The 15,955-nt window shown below is 70.8% G+C and carries 19 protein-coding genes; 11 read left to right on the forward strand and 8 right to left on the reverse strand.

The annotated features are described in order from the left end of the window. Positions 1-507: a hypothetical protein gene (locus DFI_RS09195; RefSeq protein ID WP_027461878.1), complete on the reverse strand. Its 507-nt coding sequence runs from the start codon at positions 505-507 to the stop codon at positions 1-3. 136 nt (positions 508-643) lie between these two features. On the opposite strand from DFI_RS09195, the gene DFI_RS09200 reads away from it, so the two are divergent. The 3 genes from DFI_RS09200 to DFI_RS09210 all read left to right on the forward strand — a co-directional run bounded on the left by DFI_RS09200 (position 644) and on the right by DFI_RS09210 (position 2,415). After that, entirely contained in the window at positions 644-1,306 is a 663-nt protein-coding gene (locus DFI_RS09200) for a MazG family protein (protein ID WP_043776729.1), read from the forward strand. Next, a complete protein-coding gene (locus tag DFI_RS09205) occupies positions 1,299-1,865 on the forward strand; it encodes an NUDIX hydrolase (RefSeq protein WP_027461879.1) in 567 nt (188 codons plus the stop codon). Before DFI_RS09200 ends, DFI_RS09205 begins: the two co-directional genes overlap by 8 nt. A gap of 88 nt (positions 1,866-1,953) precedes the next feature. Beyond that, the gene (locus tag DFI_RS09210) at positions 1,954-2,415 is read left to right on the forward strand and encodes a hypothetical protein (RefSeq protein WP_027461880.1); all 462 of its coding nucleotides are present in this window, start codon (positions 1,954-1,956) and stop codon (positions 2,413-2,415) included. 70 nt (positions 2,416-2,485) lie between these two features. Here DFI_RS09210 and DFI_RS09215 read toward each other — a convergent pair whose 3' ends face one another. Together DFI_RS09215 and purB are read right to left on the reverse strand one after the other, a co-directional pair. Then, entirely contained in the window at positions 2,486-2,797 is a 312-nt protein-coding gene (locus DFI_RS09215; protein ID WP_043776731.1) for a non-heme iron oxygenase ferredoxin subunit, read from the reverse strand. Then, on the reverse strand, positions 2,794-4,101 hold the full coding sequence (gene purB, locus DFI_RS09220) for an adenylosuccinate lyase (protein WP_027461882.1): 1,308 nt from the start codon (positions 4,099-4,101) through the stop codon (positions 2,794-2,796). The genes DFI_RS09215 and purB overlap by 4 nt, the downstream gene beginning before the upstream one ends. Before the next feature lie 164 nt (positions 4,102-4,265). On the opposite strand from purB, the gene DFI_RS09225 reads away from it, so the two are divergent. From DFI_RS09225 to DFI_RS09245, 5 genes are all read left to right on the forward strand, one after another. Further along, the gene (locus DFI_RS09225; RefSeq protein ID WP_027461883.1) at positions 4,266-4,763 is read left to right on the forward strand and encodes a hypothetical protein; all 498 of its coding nucleotides are present in this window, start codon (positions 4,266-4,268) and stop codon (positions 4,761-4,763) included. A gap of 118 nt (positions 4,764-4,881) precedes the next feature. Then, positions 4,882-5,145, forward strand: a complete 264-nt coding sequence (locus DFI_RS09230; RefSeq protein WP_022801586.1) for a FeoA family protein — start codon at positions 4,882-4,884, stop codon at positions 5,143-5,145. Further along, positions 5,142-7,379, forward strand: coding sequence for a ferrous iron transport protein B (gene feoB / locus DFI_RS09235; RefSeq protein ID WP_027461884.1), 2,238 nt, complete (start codon positions 5,142-5,144; stop codon positions 7,377-7,379). The genes DFI_RS09230 and feoB overlap by 4 nt, the downstream gene beginning before the upstream one ends. 7 nt (positions 7,380-7,386) lie before the next feature. Beyond that, complete coding sequence (locus DFI_RS09240; protein ID WP_022801584.1) at positions 7,387-7,683, forward strand: hypothetical protein; 297 nt, start codon at positions 7,387-7,389, stop codon at positions 7,681-7,683. A gap of 268 nt (positions 7,684-7,951) precedes the next feature. After that, on the forward strand, positions 7,952-9,988 hold the full coding sequence (locus DFI_RS09245; protein WP_081425675.1) for a S1C family serine protease: 2,037 nt from the start codon (positions 7,952-7,954) through the stop codon (positions 9,986-9,988). 53 nt (positions 9,989-10,041) lie between these two features. Here the strand turns inward: DFI_RS09245 and DFI_RS09250 are convergent, their stop codons facing one another. From DFI_RS09250 to DFI_RS09260, 3 genes are read right to left on the reverse strand one after another with little or no spacing between them, the layout of a single operon-like run. Then, positions 10,042-10,833, reverse strand: a complete 792-nt coding sequence (locus DFI_RS09250) for a nitroreductase family protein (RefSeq protein ID WP_027461886.1) — start codon at positions 10,831-10,833, stop codon at positions 10,042-10,044. 31 nt (positions 10,834-10,864) lie between these two features. Beyond that, a complete protein-coding gene (locus DFI_RS09255) occupies positions 10,865-11,140 on the reverse strand; it encodes a hypothetical protein (RefSeq protein WP_022801581.1) in 276 nt (91 codons plus the stop codon). Beyond that, entirely contained in the window at positions 11,137-13,053 is a 1,917-nt protein-coding gene (locus DFI_RS09260) for a 1,4-alpha-glucan branching enzyme (RefSeq protein ID WP_051307425.1), read from the reverse strand. Before DFI_RS09260 ends, DFI_RS09255 begins: the two co-directional genes overlap by 4 nt. Before the next feature lie 63 nt (positions 13,054-13,116). On the opposite strand from DFI_RS09260, the gene DFI_RS09265 reads away from it, so the two are divergent. Continuing rightward, positions 13,117-13,458 carry a hypothetical protein gene (locus DFI_RS09265; RefSeq protein WP_162899075.1) on the forward strand — a complete coding sequence of 114 codons (342 nt, stop codon included), beginning with the start codon at positions 13,117-13,119 and terminating at the stop codon, positions 13,456-13,458. 146 nt (positions 13,459-13,604) lie between these two features. Here the strand turns inward: DFI_RS09265 and DFI_RS09270 are convergent, their stop codons facing one another. Together DFI_RS09270 and recO are read right to left on the reverse strand one after the other, a co-directional pair. Further along, on the reverse strand, positions 13,605-13,766 hold the full coding sequence (locus DFI_RS09270) for a hypothetical protein (RefSeq protein ID WP_420810868.1): 162 nt from the start codon (positions 13,764-13,766) through the stop codon (positions 13,605-13,607). A gap of 280 nt (positions 13,767-14,046) precedes the next feature. Next, positions 14,047-14,781 carry a DNA repair protein RecO gene (recO, locus tag DFI_RS09275; RefSeq protein WP_118375867.1) on the reverse strand — a complete coding sequence of 245 codons (735 nt, stop codon included), beginning with the start codon at positions 14,779-14,781 and terminating at the stop codon, positions 14,047-14,049. A 161-nt stretch (positions 14,782-14,942) separates the two neighbouring features. Between recO and DFI_RS09280 the strand changes: the two genes are divergently transcribed. Further along, entirely contained in the window at positions 14,943-15,350 is a 408-nt protein-coding gene (locus tag DFI_RS09280) for a hypothetical protein (protein ID WP_027462897.1), read from the forward strand. A 71-nt stretch (positions 15,351-15,421) separates the two neighbouring features. Next, on the forward strand, positions 15,422-15,895 hold the full coding sequence (locus DFI_RS09285) for an MgtC/SapB family protein (protein WP_027462898.1): 474 nt from the start codon (positions 15,422-15,424) through the stop codon (positions 15,893-15,895). The last annotated feature ends 60 nt before the right edge of the window (positions 15,896-15,955 follow it).

Consider the following 15,955-nt stretch of genomic DNA (forward strand, 5'->3'; position numbering starts at 1 on the left):
TCAGGGCAGTTTCTTCGAGAGGCTGTCGAACACGAAGTTCGCCGCGTCCGCCTGATGCTGGTACACGGTCAGCACGGAGTGCGACTCGCTGAGAATCACGCGCCGACCCTCGGGGAAGTCCAGCTGCAGCTGCGCGCCCATACTCAGCCAGGGCAGCAGGGCGCCCGGCGTGATCAGGATGGGCGTGACCCGGATGGCGTTCGGGGCCGTCTCGTCGGTGGTGACGGTCGCCTGCGGGTAGCGGCGTTTGATGGCGGCGCCCGAGTCGGTTTTCATGGCGCGCAGGATCGTCTCGCGCTGCTCGCCGTTCAGGAGGTTGGGGTTGCCGCGGATTTCCGGCGCCTGGATGACGTAGGTGGCCTGCGCCAGCCGCGCGCGGGTCATCAGGTCGGCGGCCGCGCTGGCGGGCGGCGCGGCAGGCGCCGCGGCCCCGGCACCCGGCAGGGCGGCAGGGACGCTCAGGGCCAGGGCGGTCAGCAAGGCAGTGGGAGGAAGAAGGCGGGTCATGCGCGCAGTCCACCATAGCGGTCCTGACCGCCCGTGAACCGGGCGTGAGGGACCCGGGCGGCCGGACCGGGCCCGGCCCTCATGTGGGGCGGGCGGCCCAGGGCCTTTTGGGCGTGCAGGGCGGTACAGTCTGCGCATGAATGAACTGCTGGGCGTGATGCGCCGCCTGCGTGGCCCAGGCGGGTGCCCCTGGGATCAGGAGCAGACGCACGAATCCCTGCGGCCCTACCTGCTGGAAGAGGCCGCCGAGGCCGCCGACGCCGTGACGGCCGGCGACCCGGCCGAGCTGGCCGGGGAGCTGGGGGACGTGCTGCTGCAGGTGGCCTTTCACAGCGTGATCGCCGAGGAGACCGGCACCTTTTCTTACGCGGAGGTGGAGCGCGGCATCGTGGACAAGCTCGTGCGGCGCCACCCGCACGTGTTCGGGGAGACGCAGGTGGCCGGCAGTGACGAGGTCGTGGCGAACTGGCAGGCGATCAAGGCCGCCGAGCAGGGCGGCCGGGTGCGCCCGCCGTCGGCGAAGGTGCCCTCCGGCCTGGGGGCGCTGGCCCGGGAGGCCGCCGCGCAGAAACTCGCCGGGGCGCGTCCTGATGCCCGCGCGGCGCGGGAGGCGCTGGAACAGGCGCTGGCCGGAGCGGACGGGGACGCGCACGCGGTGGCGGACGTGCTGGGCGCGGCCGTGGCGTGGGCGCGGGCGCTGGGCGTGGACGCCGAACTGGCGCTGCGCGACCACACCAGCTGCACCCTGGCCGAACTGGACCGGGCGGCCGGGCCGGAGGGGACGGGCGGGCGTGGCTGACCCGCTGACCGCAGGCACGGACGCCTGGGCCGCGTGGCTGGCCGGGCGGCCGCGCCGGGCGCTGCACCTGCCGGAGTTCCGGCGGGCGGCGGTGCTGGTCACGCTGTCCCGCGACGACGACCCGCGGCTGCTGCTGACCGTGCGGGCCTCGCACCTGCCCACGCACCAGGGGCAGATCAGCTTTCCGGGCGGCAGCCTGGAACCCGGCGAGACGGTGGTGGAGGCCGCGCTGCGCGAGGCGGTGGAGGAAGTGGGGCTGGACCTGGGCACCGTGGAGGTGCTGGGCGAACTCGATGACGTGTTCACCCCGGTGGGGTTCCACGTGACGCCGGTGCTGGCCCGGGTGACCGAGCCGCTCACCCTGACCCTGACCGGGGAGGTCGCGGAGTTGCTGCGGCCGTCCCTGGCGGAACTGCGGGCCGCGCCGCGCCGGTACGAGGACCGGGTGCTGCCGGACGGCACGCCGGTGCGTATGGTGCGGTACGACTGGCACGGGCACGACATCTGGGGCATGACGGCGCGGGTGCTGGAGGACCTGATCGACCACGGCCCCGCGTGAGGGCCGGGCGGACCCTGAGTGTCACCTCTGCGAAGCGTCAATGAAGCCGGAAGGCGCCGGCCGGCCGCTCCGGCGCAGACTTGACGGCATGAGCGACGACAAGGTGAAACTGATCGGCGAGACCGGGGCCGTGACCGGCTTCGACACGCCCGACGAGAAGGACAGCCACGCCACGCGCTACACCACCACTCCCGAGTCCAGCCGGGTGGGCAGCTCGGACCAGATGCTCGGCGCGCCGCCCGAAGTGCCGGACCCTTCCAGCGTGACGGCGCAGTTCGATCACCTCGCCACCCGCGACCCGAAGGAGATGGAGCACGCCCTGCAACGCCCCGAGTACGAGGGCGCCGAGTCCAGCGCGCCGCTGGGTGTGGACCCGGGTGCGCTGGCGGCCGTCCCGCCGGCCGGGGACCTGGACCTGACGAACGGGCCACTGATCGCCATGGAGCGCCGGGAGCGGGCCATCGACCCGAACCCCGGGTACACGCCGCCCAGCGAGAAGACCCGGCCGCACGTGCCGGAGCCCGGTCCCCTGGACCCGGACGAGCGCTGAAGACCGGACGGTCAAAGAAAGAGAAGGGGGAGTCGCATCACGCGCGCTCCCTTTTTCCTGTGCTGCCTTTTTACAGTTCGGAGACGTACACCTGTCCGTCCTCGACCTCGGCGCGGTACAGCTTCACCGCTTTCACGGCGGGGAGGGCGCGGGCCTTGCCGGTTTCCAGTTCGAACTTCCCGCCGTGTTTCTCGCAGGTGATCTTGCCGGCCTCCACGCTGCCGCCCAGCAGGGGGTGGTCCTTGTGGGTGCAGTTGTTGCGCAGGGCATAGAAGGTGCCCTCGAACCGCACGACGACCACGCTGGTGCCGTTCACGGTCACCTCGGTCTGGTCGGGCAGGTCGGCGGCCGAGCCCACGCAGACGCGCTCCGGGGTGCTCACAGGCCGAACCGGGCGTAGATGCTGTCCACGTGCCGCAGGTACCAGTTCAGGTCGAACGCGGCGTCCATGTCGGCGTCGGACAGGGGGTTTTCGGGGTCGGCCTTCAGCAGTTCGCGCAGGCCCTCGCCGGTCTCCCAGCTGCGCAGGGCGTTGCGCTGCACCAGGGTGTAGGCGTCCTCGCGCATCATGCCCTTCTCGTCGATCAGGGCGTGCAGGACGCGCTGACTGAACACCAGGCCGCCCAGGTCGTTCAGGTTTTTCAGCATGCGTTCGGGGAACACCACGAGGTCTTTCAGCACGCCGGTCAGGCGGCGGGTGGCGTAGCTGGCGCCGGCGGTGGCGTCGGGCAGGATGACGCGCTCGTTGCTGCTGTGGCTGATGTCCCGCTCGTGCCACAGGGCCACGTTTTCCAGGCCGGTGATCAGGAAGCCGCGCAGCAGGCGCGCAAAGCCCGTCACGTTTTCGGTCAGGATGGGGTTTTTCTTGTGGGGCATGGAGGACGAGCCGGTCTGGCCCTTCCCGAAGGGTTCCATCGCCTCGCGCACCTCGCTGCGCTGCAGGTGGCGGACTTCCACCGCGATCTTCTCCAGGGTGGCGCCCAGCGAGGCCAGGGCGTACAGCACCTCGGCGTGGCGGTCGCGGGAGAGGGTCTGGTTGGTGACTGGCGCAGCCTGCCAGCCCCAGGCGGCGGCGACCTCCTCCTCCACGTTGGGGCTGACGTGCGCGTAGGTGCCGACGGACCCGGAGAGCATCACGACCTGCACGCGCTTCCTGGCATTCGCCAGGCGTTCCAGGTCGCGGTTCAGGGCCTCCATCCAGTTCAGGAACTTCAGGCCGAAGGTCATGGGCTCGGCGTGAATGCCGTGGGTGCGGCCCACGGTGGGGGTGTGCTTGTGCGCCACGGCCTGCGTGCGGCACACGTCGCGCAGCGCGGTGACGTCCTGAGTGATCAGGCCGAGCGCCTCGTCCAGCAGGAGGTTCTGGGCGGTGTCCACGACGTCGGTGCTGGTCAGGCCGTGGTGGATGAAGCGGGCTTCCTCGCCGTAGCGGTCGGTGAGGGCGCGGGTGAAGGCGACGATGTCGTGCCGGGTGACCGCCTCGATCTCCGCGACTTTCTGGGCGAAGGCGTCATCCAGGGGATCCTGTTCGCTTTTGCGGGTCAGGGTGGTGTGGGCGTCGCGGGGCACCTCGCCGTGGGTGGCCTGGGCGTCCATGGCGGCCAGTTCCACCTTCAGCCAGGCGCGGTACTTGCTGGCCTCGCTCCAGAGGGCCTTCATCTCGGGCGTCAGGTAACGGTCGATCACGGGCCTGAGCCTAGCACCCACCATCAACACCCCCATCCGGGGGTATTTTTCTGCCGTCTGGGACGCGAATCCACACAAATCAGTCAGCTTGATGGTTTTTCACAGCGCCCTCTTAGGAATACCCCCTAAGGTCGGGGCCATCCCACCTGAGGAGGTGCTTCTCCATGACCAAACGCATTCTGACCGTCCTGCTCGCCTGCACCCTCGGGGCCACGAGCGCCCAGACCACCACCGCGCCTGCCCCCACCACGCTGCCCGGCACCATCCCTGCGTCCGTGAAGACGGAACTCGCCAAGCTGACCGAGTTCCTCGCCGCCGGCGGGAAGCTGGAACTCACGAAGGCCGACGGCACCGTCGTCGGGACCGTGAACGCCGACGGGACCGTCACCCTGGTCGAGGGCGCCACGCTCAGCGACGTCAAGAGCGTCCTGGTGACCGCGCCGGACGGCGTGACCAGCACCTACGCGGTCACCCGTGACCTGAGCAAGCCCGGCGCCATCAAGATCGGTGTGACGCTCGCAAACGGCAAGGTGCTGTCGCTGCCACTGGCCGCGATCGCCAACCGCAGCGCGAACGCGAACGCCGGCGGCACCGACAAGGCCGAGAAGGCCGCCAAGCCGGAAAAGCCGGCCAAGCCCGAGAAGCCCGCGAAAGGCAAGTAAGCCCCATCGCGAGCCTGACCCTCCCTCCGGGGAGGGTTTTTTCGTGGGGCAGGCCGGGGTGTCCTGCCGTTCCAGCCGGTCCCTTGTGCACCCTTAATCCCGAGTTACATACTCGGGTATGCCCGCTTTTCCTCTCACCCTCCTTCAGCCGGGCGAAACGGCCCACATCGTCGCACTGGACCCCACTCACCCCCTGCGGCGGCGCCTGCTGGAACTGGGTTTCGTGCGCGGCGCCCGCGTGGACGCCGTGCGCCGCGCCCCCATGGGCGACCCGGTGCAGCTGCACCTGAACGGCACCCACCTCGCCCTGCGCGCCGCGGACCTGCACGGCATCCAGGTCGTGCGCCCGGCGGCCGAGCGCGCCGGGGAGACGGACGCGTGACCGTTCCCCACCCGCCGGCGCCCCCCGAGCTGCCCCTCACCCCGCCTGACGAGGCCGCCTGTCAGGCCACCGTCGCGCGCCTCCAGGCGGCCGCGCAGCCGCGTGTGGTCGTGGTCGGCAACCCCAACACCGGCAAGACCACCCTGATCAACGCGGTGGCCGGCACGAACCTGAAGGTCGGGAACTGGGCGGGCGTGACCGTGGAGAAACGCGAGGCGACCCTGCGGGTGGGTGACCGCACCGTCCAGTTGCTGGACCTGCCCGGCGCGTACTCCCTGAGCCCGCACACCCCGGAGGAACTGGTCACCCGCACCGCGCTGCTGGACGAGAACCCGGACGTCATCCTGAACGTGCTGGACGCCGGGAACCTGGAACGCAACCTGTACCTGACGCTGCAGCTCCTGGACTTCCGGGTGCCGCTGGTCCTGACCCTGAACCTGATTGACGAGGCGCGCGACAAGGGCCTGACCGTGGACGCCGCCGCGCTCTCACGCACGCTGGGCGTGCCGGTGCTGGAAACCGTCGCCAGCCGCGCCGTGGGCACCGCCGGGCTGCTACCCGCCGCGCTGGGCGGCGCGACCCTGGGGTCCGGCGTGCGCTACCCGGACGCCATTGAGCACGCCGTGGGCGCCCTGACCGGCCGCATGGCGGGCCTGCCGACCCTGCCCGCGCACGCGCACCGCTCCCTGGCCCTGAGCCTGCTGGAAGGCGACCCCAGCCTGCGCGGGCGCCTGAATGCCACCGGGCACGCCGACCTGGTCCGCGAGGCCGACGCGGTGGTGGCCGCCCTGAACGCGCAGGGCCTGGACCCCCTGATCGAGATCGCCGAGGCCCGGTACGCCCGCGCGTCCGATCTGGCGCGGGTGGCGGTGCCACAGGTGCACGCCCGCCGGACCTTCAGTGAGCGGCTGGACGCCCTGACCCTGCACCCGGTGTGGGGCGTGCCGATCTTCCTGGCGCTGGTGCTGCTGGTGTTCCGCCTGACCTTCAGCGTGGCCGCGCCGTTCGTGGACCTGATCGGCGGTCCCCTTCAGGAAACCGTGGCGGGGTGGGCGGCGGCGCTGCTGGCCGGGGTGCCGCTGGCGCGGGACATCGTGGTGAACGCCATCGTGCCCGGCGTGGGCACCGTGCTGAGCTTCGTGCCCACCCTGCTGGTGCTGTACCTCGCCATGAGTTTCCTGGAGGACAGCGGCTACATGGCCCGCGCCGCGTTTCTCGCCGACCGGCTGATGCGCGCCCTGGGCCTGGACGGCCGGGCGTTCATTCCGCTGATCCTGGGGTTCGGGTGCAACGTGCCCGCCGTGAGTGCCACCCGCACGCTGGAGCACCACAGCGACCGGGTGCTGGTCAGCATGATCATGCCGTTCATGAGCTGCTCGGCGCGCCTGCCGGTGTACGTGATCTTCGCCGCGGCGCTGTTCCCGCACGCCGGGTCGTGGATCGTGTGGAGCATGTACCTGCTGGGCATGGCCGTGGCGTTCGTGTTCGCGTGGCTGCTGCGCCGCACCGCCCTGAAGCCCGGCGGGAGCGGCGTGCTGCTGGAACTCCCGCCGTACCGCTTCCCGGCGTGGCGGGTGCTGTGGAAGCACGGCTGGCGCCGCACCGCCAGTTTCGCGAAGCGGGCCCGCACGACCGTGCTGGTCACGGTGGCGGCCGTGTGGTTCCTGCTGGCGATCCCGGCGGTGGGCGGGCAGCCGTTCGCGCAGGTCGCGCCGAAAGACAGCGTGTTCGGCGTGGCCGCGCAGGCCGTCTCGCCGCTGTTCGCGCCGTTGGGCTTCGGGAACTGGCAGGCGACCGGGGCGCTGGTGCCGGGGTTCGTGGCGAAGGAGGTCGTGGTGGGCACGCTGGGGCAGATCTACCTGGGCGAGCAGGCCGCCCCGCCCGCCCCGCTGGGCCTGCTGGACGGCGTGGTGCAGGCCGGCGCGGCCACCTGGGCCGCCGTGAAGGCCAGCCTGGTGGCCCTGCCGACCGTGGTGGCGCTGCCCAGCCTGGGCGCCGACACCAGCGCCGACGTGAAAAGCCCGCTGGCCTCGGCGCTGGCGCAGGCGTTCACGCCCGCGTCCGGGCTGGCGTACCTGGTGTTCGTGCTGCTGTACACGCCGTGCATCGTGACGGTGGGCGCCATCGCGCAGGAGCACGGCCGGAAGGTCGCGTGGATCACGGTGGCGTACCAGCTGGTGACCGCCTGGGCGCTGGCGTTCCTGACGTATCAGGTCGCGCGGGCCCTGCTGTGAGGGCGCCGTGACGGGCTCTCCCCTGGCGGCGATCCTGCGCAGCGTGGCGCTCCGGCCGCGCACGCCGGCGGAACTGGCCCGGGAACTGGGCAGCACGCCGGAGGCACTGGGCGGCATGCTGGGCACCCTGCACGCCGGCGGGTACGTGCAGGCTGCCGCGAGTGGCGAGGGGGCCTGCGCGTGCGGGCCGTGTTCCCTGAAAAGCCTGTGCCGGAACGCCGCGCAGGACGTGCCGCCCCTGCACCTGCTGCGCCTGACGCCGCGCGGCGAGGCGTACCTGCGGCGGCTGGGGCAGCTGACCTGAGAGAATCCTGGGAAGGGCGTGAGCAGGGAAGGAACCGGGAAACCCAGCTATGGGTGTGGCCCAGAAAAGTCCTGCATTGCTTCCACCACGTTATGCACGGCCAATTCAGGCCATTCTGTACGCGGTCGAGAGTTGCTCCGGGTCCGCACAGGTGCTTGCAGCGGGGTCCGCCGGTCCTCATACTCACCGTACGAAACTTCACTGGCCCAGGTGAGGGGCCGTGCCTCGCGGCCAGCGGCCCCTTCCCGGTTTCCTCGCGGGAGCGACTATGAAACGAACGGCGTCTCTTCTTCTCTCGGTCCTCTCGCTCACGGTGCCCAGCTTCGCGGCGGCGCAGACGCTGCCGCAGGCGGTGCGCGAACGCATCATCAAGGCCACGGTCATGCTGCTCCCCGCCACCGAGGACGGCAAGCTGGACGGCTCACGCGGGTCCGGCACGATCATCAGCCCCGAGGGTTTCATCCTCACGAACTACCATGTCGTCGGCGACAACGAGGCCCGCCGGCTGGCCCCATGGGTGCAGGTCCGCACCGTGCGCTTCGTGGACGAGGAACCCCAGCCGACCTACTGGGGCAAGGTGATCGCCGGGGACCCCTTCCTGGACCTGGCGGTCGTGCAGATCGTGGAGGACAAGGACGAGAAACCCGTCGGGAAGCTGAACCTGCCGTTCATGCAGATCGGCGACAGCAACCGCCTCACCATCGGGGACCCCATCTACGTGTTCGGGTTCCAGGGCACCGGCGGCATGACCCTCAGCTACTCCGCCGGGTCGGTGGCGGGCTTCACCGGTGAAGACCTCAGCAGCGGTGGCCGACAGTGGATCAAGCACGACGCCCAGACCGGGCCCGGGAACTCCGGCGGCGGGGCGTACAACACCGACGGCGACCTGATCGGCGTGCACAGCGCCGGCATTGCCGGGCAGAACAACTCCCGGACGTCGTTCATGCGGCCCCTGTCGGTCGCGTGGGGCCTGATCACGCCGAACGTCCCGAAATTCGCGGTGCGGTCCGGCACCAGCACCGCCAGCACGGCCACGAACACGGGAGGCGCGCAGGCGCAGACGCGCGGCACCACGGCCGGTACGGGCCCGGCCCCCACGCCCCGCAGCGACGCGACCGGCACGCTCTCCTGGCCCCTGCGCGGCCAGTCCGGGCAGACCTGGACCATGCAGTACCCGGAAGTCGGGCGGATCAGCGTGACCCTGACCGGCACGAACGCCGAGGGCACCCCCACCGGCACGGCCACCCTGCCCAACGGCGCGAAGTGGAGCGCCCTGTTCTTCGCCGGGACCAGCAGCGCCGCCGCGAAACTCGCCGTGTCGGACGGGAAGGCGGCGCTGTTCTGCGCGGTGGACCGGGCCGGCCTGTCGGGCCTGAACGCCCGCGGCACCGCGCTGTACATCGAGGACCTGAATCGCAGCAACGGCGGCGACGAGGTGGGCGACTGCACCCTGCAACTCCAGAGCGGTCCCGGCACCACGGGCAGCACCACCGGCACGTCCGGGAGCCTGGGCAGCCTGCTCGGCCAGGGCGGGACCGCGCCCAGCAGTGCCGGGCTCGCATGGCCGCTCAAGGGCGCGGTGGGCCAGAGCTGGAGCGTGCAGCTGCCGCAACTGGGCCGGCTCACCGTGAAACTGGACGGCACCACCAGCACCGGCAACCCGAAAGGCACCGCCACCCTGCCCGACGGCACGAAGTGGACGGCCGTGCTCTCGTACGACACGAAGGCCGACGACACCGCCATGATGGTCTCGGACGGGGACAGCCTGATCTACTGCCTGGTGACCCGCAGCGGCCTGAGCGGCACCACCGCCAGGGGCACCGCGTACTACCTGAAGGACCTGGACAGCGAGGACGACCCGGACAAACTCGGGGACTGCTCCTTCCAGCTGCAGGGCGCGGCGGGCGCTGGCACCTCGGGCACTGGCACGGCCGGAACGGGCACGAGCACCCCCACGCGCCTGGCCTGGCCGCTGAAACCGCAGGTCGGGCAGGCGTGGCAGGTGCAGATCCCGGAGCTGGGGCTGGTCACGGTCAGCCTGACGGGCCGGGACGACCAGGGGGACCCGAAAGGCACCGCCACCCTGCCGGACGGCACGAAATGGACGGCGTACTTCTACCATGAGGCCGCGAAGAACACCACGTGGCTGGACATCCTGGATGGCCGGGGCAGCATGGTGTACTGCGCCTTCACCGCGCAGGGCCTGAGCGGCACGGGCGCGCGCGGCAGCGCGTACTACGTGAAGGACGTGAATGCCAAGGAAGACCCCGCGAAGATCGGGGAGTGCAGCGCCCAGCTGAAGTAAAGGCACGGGGGGAGGGCCGGAGGGGTTAAGCTCCTCCGGCCCTCTGCCTGTGTTCAGGTCACGGGACTCCGGTCCGGCCAGCCCACGCTCTGCGCGGCCATGACCTCCCGCAGGACCGGCTCACGTTTCTCCATGCCGCCGCCCGCGCCGAAGTACGCGTTCAGGAGCCGCGCCCAGTCGCCGGGCCGGTCACCGCGCGCCGCGATGGGATTCATGATTTCCGTCGCCTCGCGGATCTCGTCGTCGGTGCCGACGTGGTAGGTGTCGGTGTGCACGACCAGGGGGCGCGGCACCCGCGGGCGGTACGGGGTGTCCTCGGCGGGCCGGCCGATGGTGAGGGCCGCGAAGGGCAGCACGCCCTCGGGCAGCGCCAGCAGCTCCACGATGCCCGGCAGGCCGTTCAGCACGCCGCCGATCCAGCAGCCCTGGTACCCGAGCATCTCGGCGGCGGTGAGCAGGTTCGTGCCGGCCATCACGGCGTCCCCAATGCCGAAGTGCACGGCGATGGCGGGCCACTCGCCGGGCGCGTATCCGGCGACCTCCAGCACGCGGCGCACGCGGTGCACGTCGGCGCACACCACGAAGGCCTCGCTGGCGGTGGCGATGTGCGCGTTCGTGGTGAGTTCCGCCACGCGGGCGCGCACGGCGGGGTCGGTGAGGCGCACGAAGGAGTACAGCTGCGCGGTCGCGTCGGTCGGGGCGCGCTGCGCGGCGTGCAGGATCACGTCCAGATGCTCGGGCGGCAGGGGGATCGGCTGGCCGTCCGCCGTGACGTACTGGCGGACGGTGCGGTGGGCGTCGAAGAACGCGCGAACCTGTTCGGGGGACTGGACGGGGCGGGTCATCCGCGCAGGATAGACGCTGCGGGGCGGCCGGTCAGGCGGCGGGGCGGTTACTCGCCACGTACAGCAGCAGGCCGATCAGGAGCAGGTCCAGCGCCCAGCTCGCGGGGCGTTTCAGGCGCGGGTCGCTCTGCGCGCGGTACACCTGCACGCCCAGCCTCACCAGCAGCAGGCCCGCGATCAGGAAGGGGCTGGGAGGCGGGCTGCCCAGCACCAGCGGCGCCAGCAGCAGCAGTGCCAGCACGGCCAGCAGCACGAAGCTGACCATGGTGGCGGGGGACGGCCCGGGCCGCTCCGGGGGCGGGGTCATGCGGTCCCGCCGGGCTGAGCCGGGGCGGCGCCCTCCTCAGGGACGGCTTCCAGCACCAGGGCGCTGTTCGGCGGCAGGTTCAGGCACAGGTGGTGCGTCTGGTTATGCCAGCCGGGCTCATGGGCGCGCAGGTCCGGCTGCTGCGTGCCGAACCCCCCGTACTGCCCGTCGTCGGTGGAGAGCAGCATGCGGTAGGTGCCGCCCTGCGGCACGCCGACGCGGTAGCCCTCGCGGTACACCGGGGTCAGGTTCGCCACGATCAGGCTCCACGCGCCGCTCGCCTCGTCACGGCGGGCGTAGGCGTACACGCTGTGGTCCGCGTCGTCCGCGCTGAGCCACAGCAGGCTGGTGTCCTGCCGGTCCCCGGCGTACCAGTCGCGCCGGGAGCGGTACAGGGCGTTCAGGTCCCGCACCAGGGTCATCACGCCGCGGTGGTCCGGGTGGTCCGCCAGGTGCCAGGGCAGGGCCTGGTCGTGGTTCCACTCGGTGGGCTGGGCGAAATCCTGGCCCATGAACAGCAGCTTCTTGCCGGGCGTGCTCCACATCATGGTCAGGAAGGCGCGGTACCCGGCGCGCTGCGCGTACCAGTCGCCGGGCTGCTTGGCGACCAGGGATTTTTTCAGGTGCACGACCTCGTCGTGGCTGAGGGCCAGCACGTAGTGTTCGCCCAGGCGGTACATGTTGTAGAAGGTCAGGTTGTGGTGCACGTGCCGGCGGTAGATGGGGTCTTTCTCGAAGTACGCCAGGGTGTCGTTCATCCAGCCCATCGCCCACTTGTAGTCGAAGCCCAGCCCGAACGGGGCGGGCGTGGTCACGCCGGGGAAGGCGCTGCTTTCCTCCGCGACGATCATGCAGCCGGGCGCCATGTGATGCACCACCTCGTTCAGGCGCTTGAGGAACGCGATGGCTTCCAGGTTCTCCCGGCCGCCGTGAATGTTCGGCACCCACTCCGTGCGGGAGAAGTCCAGGTACAGCATGCTCGCCACAGCGTCCACGCGCAGGCCGTCCAGGTGGTAGTCCTGCAGCCACTTCAGGGCGCTGCCGATCAGGAACATCACGACCTCGTTGCGGCCGTAGTCGAAGATGAAGGTGTTCCAGTCGTGATGGAAGCCCTTGCGCGGGTCGGCGTACTCATACAGGGGCGTGCCGTCGAACCGGGCGAGGCCGGCCGGGTCGGTCGGAAAGTGCCCGGGCACCCAGTCCAGGATCACGCCGATGCCCAGCCCATGCAGGTGGTTGATCAGGTACTTGAAGTCCTCGGGGCTGCCCATGCGGCTGGTGGGCGCGTAGTACCCGGTCACCTGATACCCCCAGGAGCCGTCGAAGGGGTGTTCCATCACGCCCAGCAGTTCCACGTGCGTGTACCCCATGAACACCACGTACTCCCCCAGCCGGTGCGCGAGGTCGCGGTAGTTCAGGAACCAGCCGTCGTCCGTGCGCATCCAGCTGGGCGCGTGGCACTCGTAGATGCTGACCGGTTCGTCCAGGCCGGAGGTGCGGGCCTGCATCCATTCCTGGTCGGTCCAGTCGAAGGGCTCGGTCCAGATGATGCTGCCGGTCGCGGGGCGGACCTCGAAGAAGGTGCCGTAGGGGTCCATCTTGTCCTCGGTCTGGCCCTGCGCGGACGTGATCCGGTACTTGTACCGCTGCCCGCGCCGCGCCGACGGCACGAACACGCCCCAGTACCCGAAGTCCAGGCGCTGCATGGCGTTGTCGAACCCGTTCCAGCCGTTGAAGTCCCCGACCACGCTCACGTGGTGCGCATGCGGAGCCCAGACCGCGAACCGCACGCCCTCCACGCCGCCTTCCGTGGTGGGGTGGGCGCCCAGCAGGTGATCGGGGCGCACCAGATCGGCGGTCACCAGCTTCTGTAGGTGCCCGTGGTCCAGCGGCAGGGGAACGGCAGAACTCATGAGTGGAGTCTAGCGGCGCCAGGGTGAGCGGGCATTCAGCAGTTCCAGACGTAACCGCGGCATATGCGCAGGCCCGCGGGGGCGTGGCAGGGCATCATGCCAGGACATGCGGCGCCTCCTGAGTCCGGGCGACTGGCGGCCCTGCTCGTGCTGCTGGCGGTGCTGGGGTGGGCGTGGCCTCTGGTGCAGCTGTGGGGAAGTTCGAGCCTTGGCGAGGCCGCACTGGACCGGCAAGAGCCGGATGCCGCACACCTGCGTCGGGTGGCGCCACTGGCACTGCTGTCCCCGCAAAGCGTCCCGGTTCAGGATGTGGACACAGAGCGGCGTTTCCTGGCACGGGTAGGAGAACGCGGGAAGGGCCTGGCCGGGAACGCCTGCGAGGGCGGGCTGATCGCCGACGGCTGACGCTGCTGGAGCGCTCGCGCCGGAGGAGTCGGTGGCAGGCTGCGACAGTCAACCGAGTTGGTGACCTGCTCGTGCTCGACTGCCGCTGGTTCTCACGGGCGTTCGAGGGGTGTGACGCCGGTCTCCGACCGTTCTAACCTCTTCCCTTACCCTGACGCGGCGGCCTGCATGGGGACCAGCTGCGTCCAGCTGTGCACCCCGCCGATCTGCACGGTCACGAAGCGTTCCAGCGCGCGCCACAGCGCCGGGCGCTGCTCGACTGGACCGGCAAGAGCCGGATGCCGCACACCTGCGTCGGGTGGCGCCACTGGCACTGCTGTCCCCGCAAAGCGTCCCGGTTCAGGATGTGGACACAGAGCGGCGTTTCCTGGCACGGGTAGGAGAACGCGGGAAGGGCCTGGCCGGGAACGCCTGCGAGGGCGGGCTGATCGCCGACGGCTGACGCTGCTGGAGCGCTCGCGCCGGAGGAGTCGGTGGCAGGCTGCGACAGTCAACCGAGTTGGTGACCTGCTCGTGCTCGACTGCCGCTGGTTCTCACGGGCGTTCGAGGGGTGTGACGCCGGTCTCCGACCGTTCTAACCTCTTCCCTTACCCTGACGCGGCGGCCTGCATGGGGACCAGCTGCGTCCAGCTGTGCACCCCGCCGATCTGCACGGTCACGAAGCGTTCCAGCGCGCGCCACAGCGCCGGGCGCTGCTCGGGCGGGACGGGGGTGTCCATGCTGGCCCGCACGGTGCGGCGCACCACGCCCTGCAGGAAGTCCAGGGCGGCGTCCGGGTAGGGGGGCAGGGCGGCGCAGTTGCCGCACAGCAGCTGCCCGCCCAGCGGGTCCGGGTGCGCGGGGTCGGGGGTGCCGCAGCGGGCGCAGCGAGCGGTCTGGGGCACGATGCCGGCCAGGCCCAGCAGTTTGTAGCTCATGACCAGCGCCACCCATTCCGGGTCCGGCTGGCGGGAGATGCCGCGCAGCGCGCCGCTGAACAGGTCGAAGGCCTGCTCGCTGAATTCGCCTTCCTGGAAGAGGGCGTCGGCGAATTCGGCCATCAGGTGCGCGTAGGCGTAGCGGCCCGGTTCGGCCAGGGTGGGCAGGGCACCTTCCAGCACGGCCTGTTTCACGCTGGCGAGGTCGTTGTGGGGGCCCTGGTACACCTGCACGGCGACGTGGTGAAAGAGGTTCAGGCTGCTGGTGAGGGGGCCTTTCACGCCGCCGCGGGCCACGGCCTTGAGTTTGCCCTGCGGGGTGAGCAGAGTGACGATGATGTCGCCGGCCGGCGTGACGCGTCGGCGGATCACGATGCCGCTGCGGTTCGCGGTTCGGGCCCTCATGGCCGGCTGGTCCTTTCGTGGTGGCCCTGGCGCTTCACCCGGGAAGTGTAGTGCGCGGGCGCTGGGCGGGCCGTGCCGCGTCCCACCTTCGGGCGGGCCGCTGGGCGGAAGGGGCGGCAGGTCACGGCCGGGGTGGGCGGGGAGCCTCTAGACTTGCCTTCATGAGTGACCCGCGACCCAAGGAGCACAGTGCCCGCGACCTGCTGCGGGAACTCTTCCCGGAGACGCACCGTGAGCTGTTCGGCGAGGCGCAGGGCGGGCCGGCGCTGCCGCCCACGCTGGGGCTGTACCCGGTGGCGGACGGCCGGCTGGCGCTGGTGCACGGGGACCAGCTGGCCGAGTTCACGCCCATTCCCCCGAAGGGCAGTTCGGCGCTGCACTGCGACCTGTGCCATCACACGCGCAGCCGCAGCGAGGCGCACGTGTACCGCGTGCAGGTGGGGGCGCGGCGCACGCGGTACGTGACGCTGTGCACGCCCACGCACGGCTGCCAGTCCCGGGCGGGCGCGCGGGGGCTGGAGGCGCTGGCCTGGCGGATCTTTCCCATCGAGAACCTGCACGCCGACTAACGCAGGGGCTGCATGAAGTCCGTTGGTGCCCCTCCCATCACAGCCGGTGGGGCGCTGGGTAGGCTGCGGGCGTGGAGAGTGTCCTGACCGAGCTGAACCTGATGCAGGGCCTGGTGGCGGCGTTCGTTCTGAGCGGCCTGATCGGCTGGGAGCGCGAGTCCCGCAACCGCAGCGCGGGGCTGCGCACGCACATTCTGGTCGGGGTGAGTGCGGCCCTGTTTATCGTGCTGGGCGAGAATCTGGTCACGAATTTCGCGAAACAGGACGATCAGGTGCGGTTCGACATGATCGGCATCCTGGGCGCGGTGGTCAGCGGCGTGAGCTTCCTGGGGGCCGGCGCGATCTTCTCCAGTCAGCGAGGGGAGGGCGCCAAGGGCCTGACGACCGCCGCGAGTCTGCTGGCGGTGGCGGCGGTGGGGATGACCTGCGGGCTGCACCTTTACGTGCTGGCGACGGGGGCCACGCTGCTGTATCTGGTGACGCTGGGGCCGCTGGGGCTGCTCATGGGCGCGAAGAAGGGCAGCGGCCCGACCGAGGAGGACTGAGACGTGTGGACCAGGGAGTCCTGGCGACCATCGGGTGACCTCCACATTTCCTCATCGGCC

This window comes from Deinococcus ficus, assembly GCF_003444775.1.
Lineage (GTDB): Bacteria > Deinococcota > Deinococci > Deinococcales > Deinococcaceae > Deinococcus > Deinococcus ficus.

Coding starts and splice junctions, on each gene's coding strand:
- DFI_RS09195 (WP_027461878.1), bottom strand. CDS start 507: ATGACCCGCCTTCTTCCTCCCACTGCCTTGCTGACCGCCCTGGCCCTG.
- DFI_RS09200 (WP_043776729.1), top strand. CDS start 644: ATGAATGAACTGCTGGGCGTGATGCGCCGCCTGCGTGGCCCAGGCGGG.
- DFI_RS09210 (WP_027461880.1), top strand. CDS start 1,954: ATGAGCGACGACAAGGTGAAACTGATCGGCGAGACCGGGGCCGTGACC.
- DFI_RS09225 (WP_027461883.1), top strand. CDS start 4,266: ATGACCAAACGCATTCTGACCGTCCTGCTCGCCTGCACCCTCGGGGCC.
- DFI_RS09230 (WP_022801586.1), top strand. CDS start 4,882: ATGCCCGCTTTTCCTCTCACCCTCCTTCAGCCGGGCGAAACGGCCCAC.
- DFI_RS09245 (WP_081425675.1), top strand. CDS start 7,952: ATGAAACGAACGGCGTCTCTTCTTCTCTCGGTCCTCTCGCTCACGGTG.
- DFI_RS09250 (WP_027461886.1), bottom strand. CDS start 10,833: ATGACCCGCCCCGTCCAGTCCCCCGAACAGGTTCGCGCGTTCTTCGAC.
- DFI_RS09255 (WP_022801581.1), bottom strand. CDS start 11,140: ATGACCCCGCCCCCGGAGCGGCCCGGGCCGTCCCCCGCCACCATGGTC.
- DFI_RS09260 (WP_051307425.1), bottom strand. CDS start 13,053: ATGAGTTCTGCCGTTCCCCTGCCGCTGGACCACGGGCACCTACAGAAG.
- DFI_RS09265 (WP_162899075.1), top strand. CDS start 13,117: ATGCGCAGGCCCGCGGGGGCGTGGCAGGGCATCATGCCAGGACATGCG.
- recO (WP_118375867.1), bottom strand. CDS start 14,781: ATGAGGGCCCGAACCGCGAACCGCAGCGGCATCGTGATCCGCCGACGC.
- DFI_RS09280 (WP_027462897.1), top strand. CDS start 14,943: ATGAGTGACCCGCGACCCAAGGAGCACAGTGCCCGCGACCTGCTGCGG.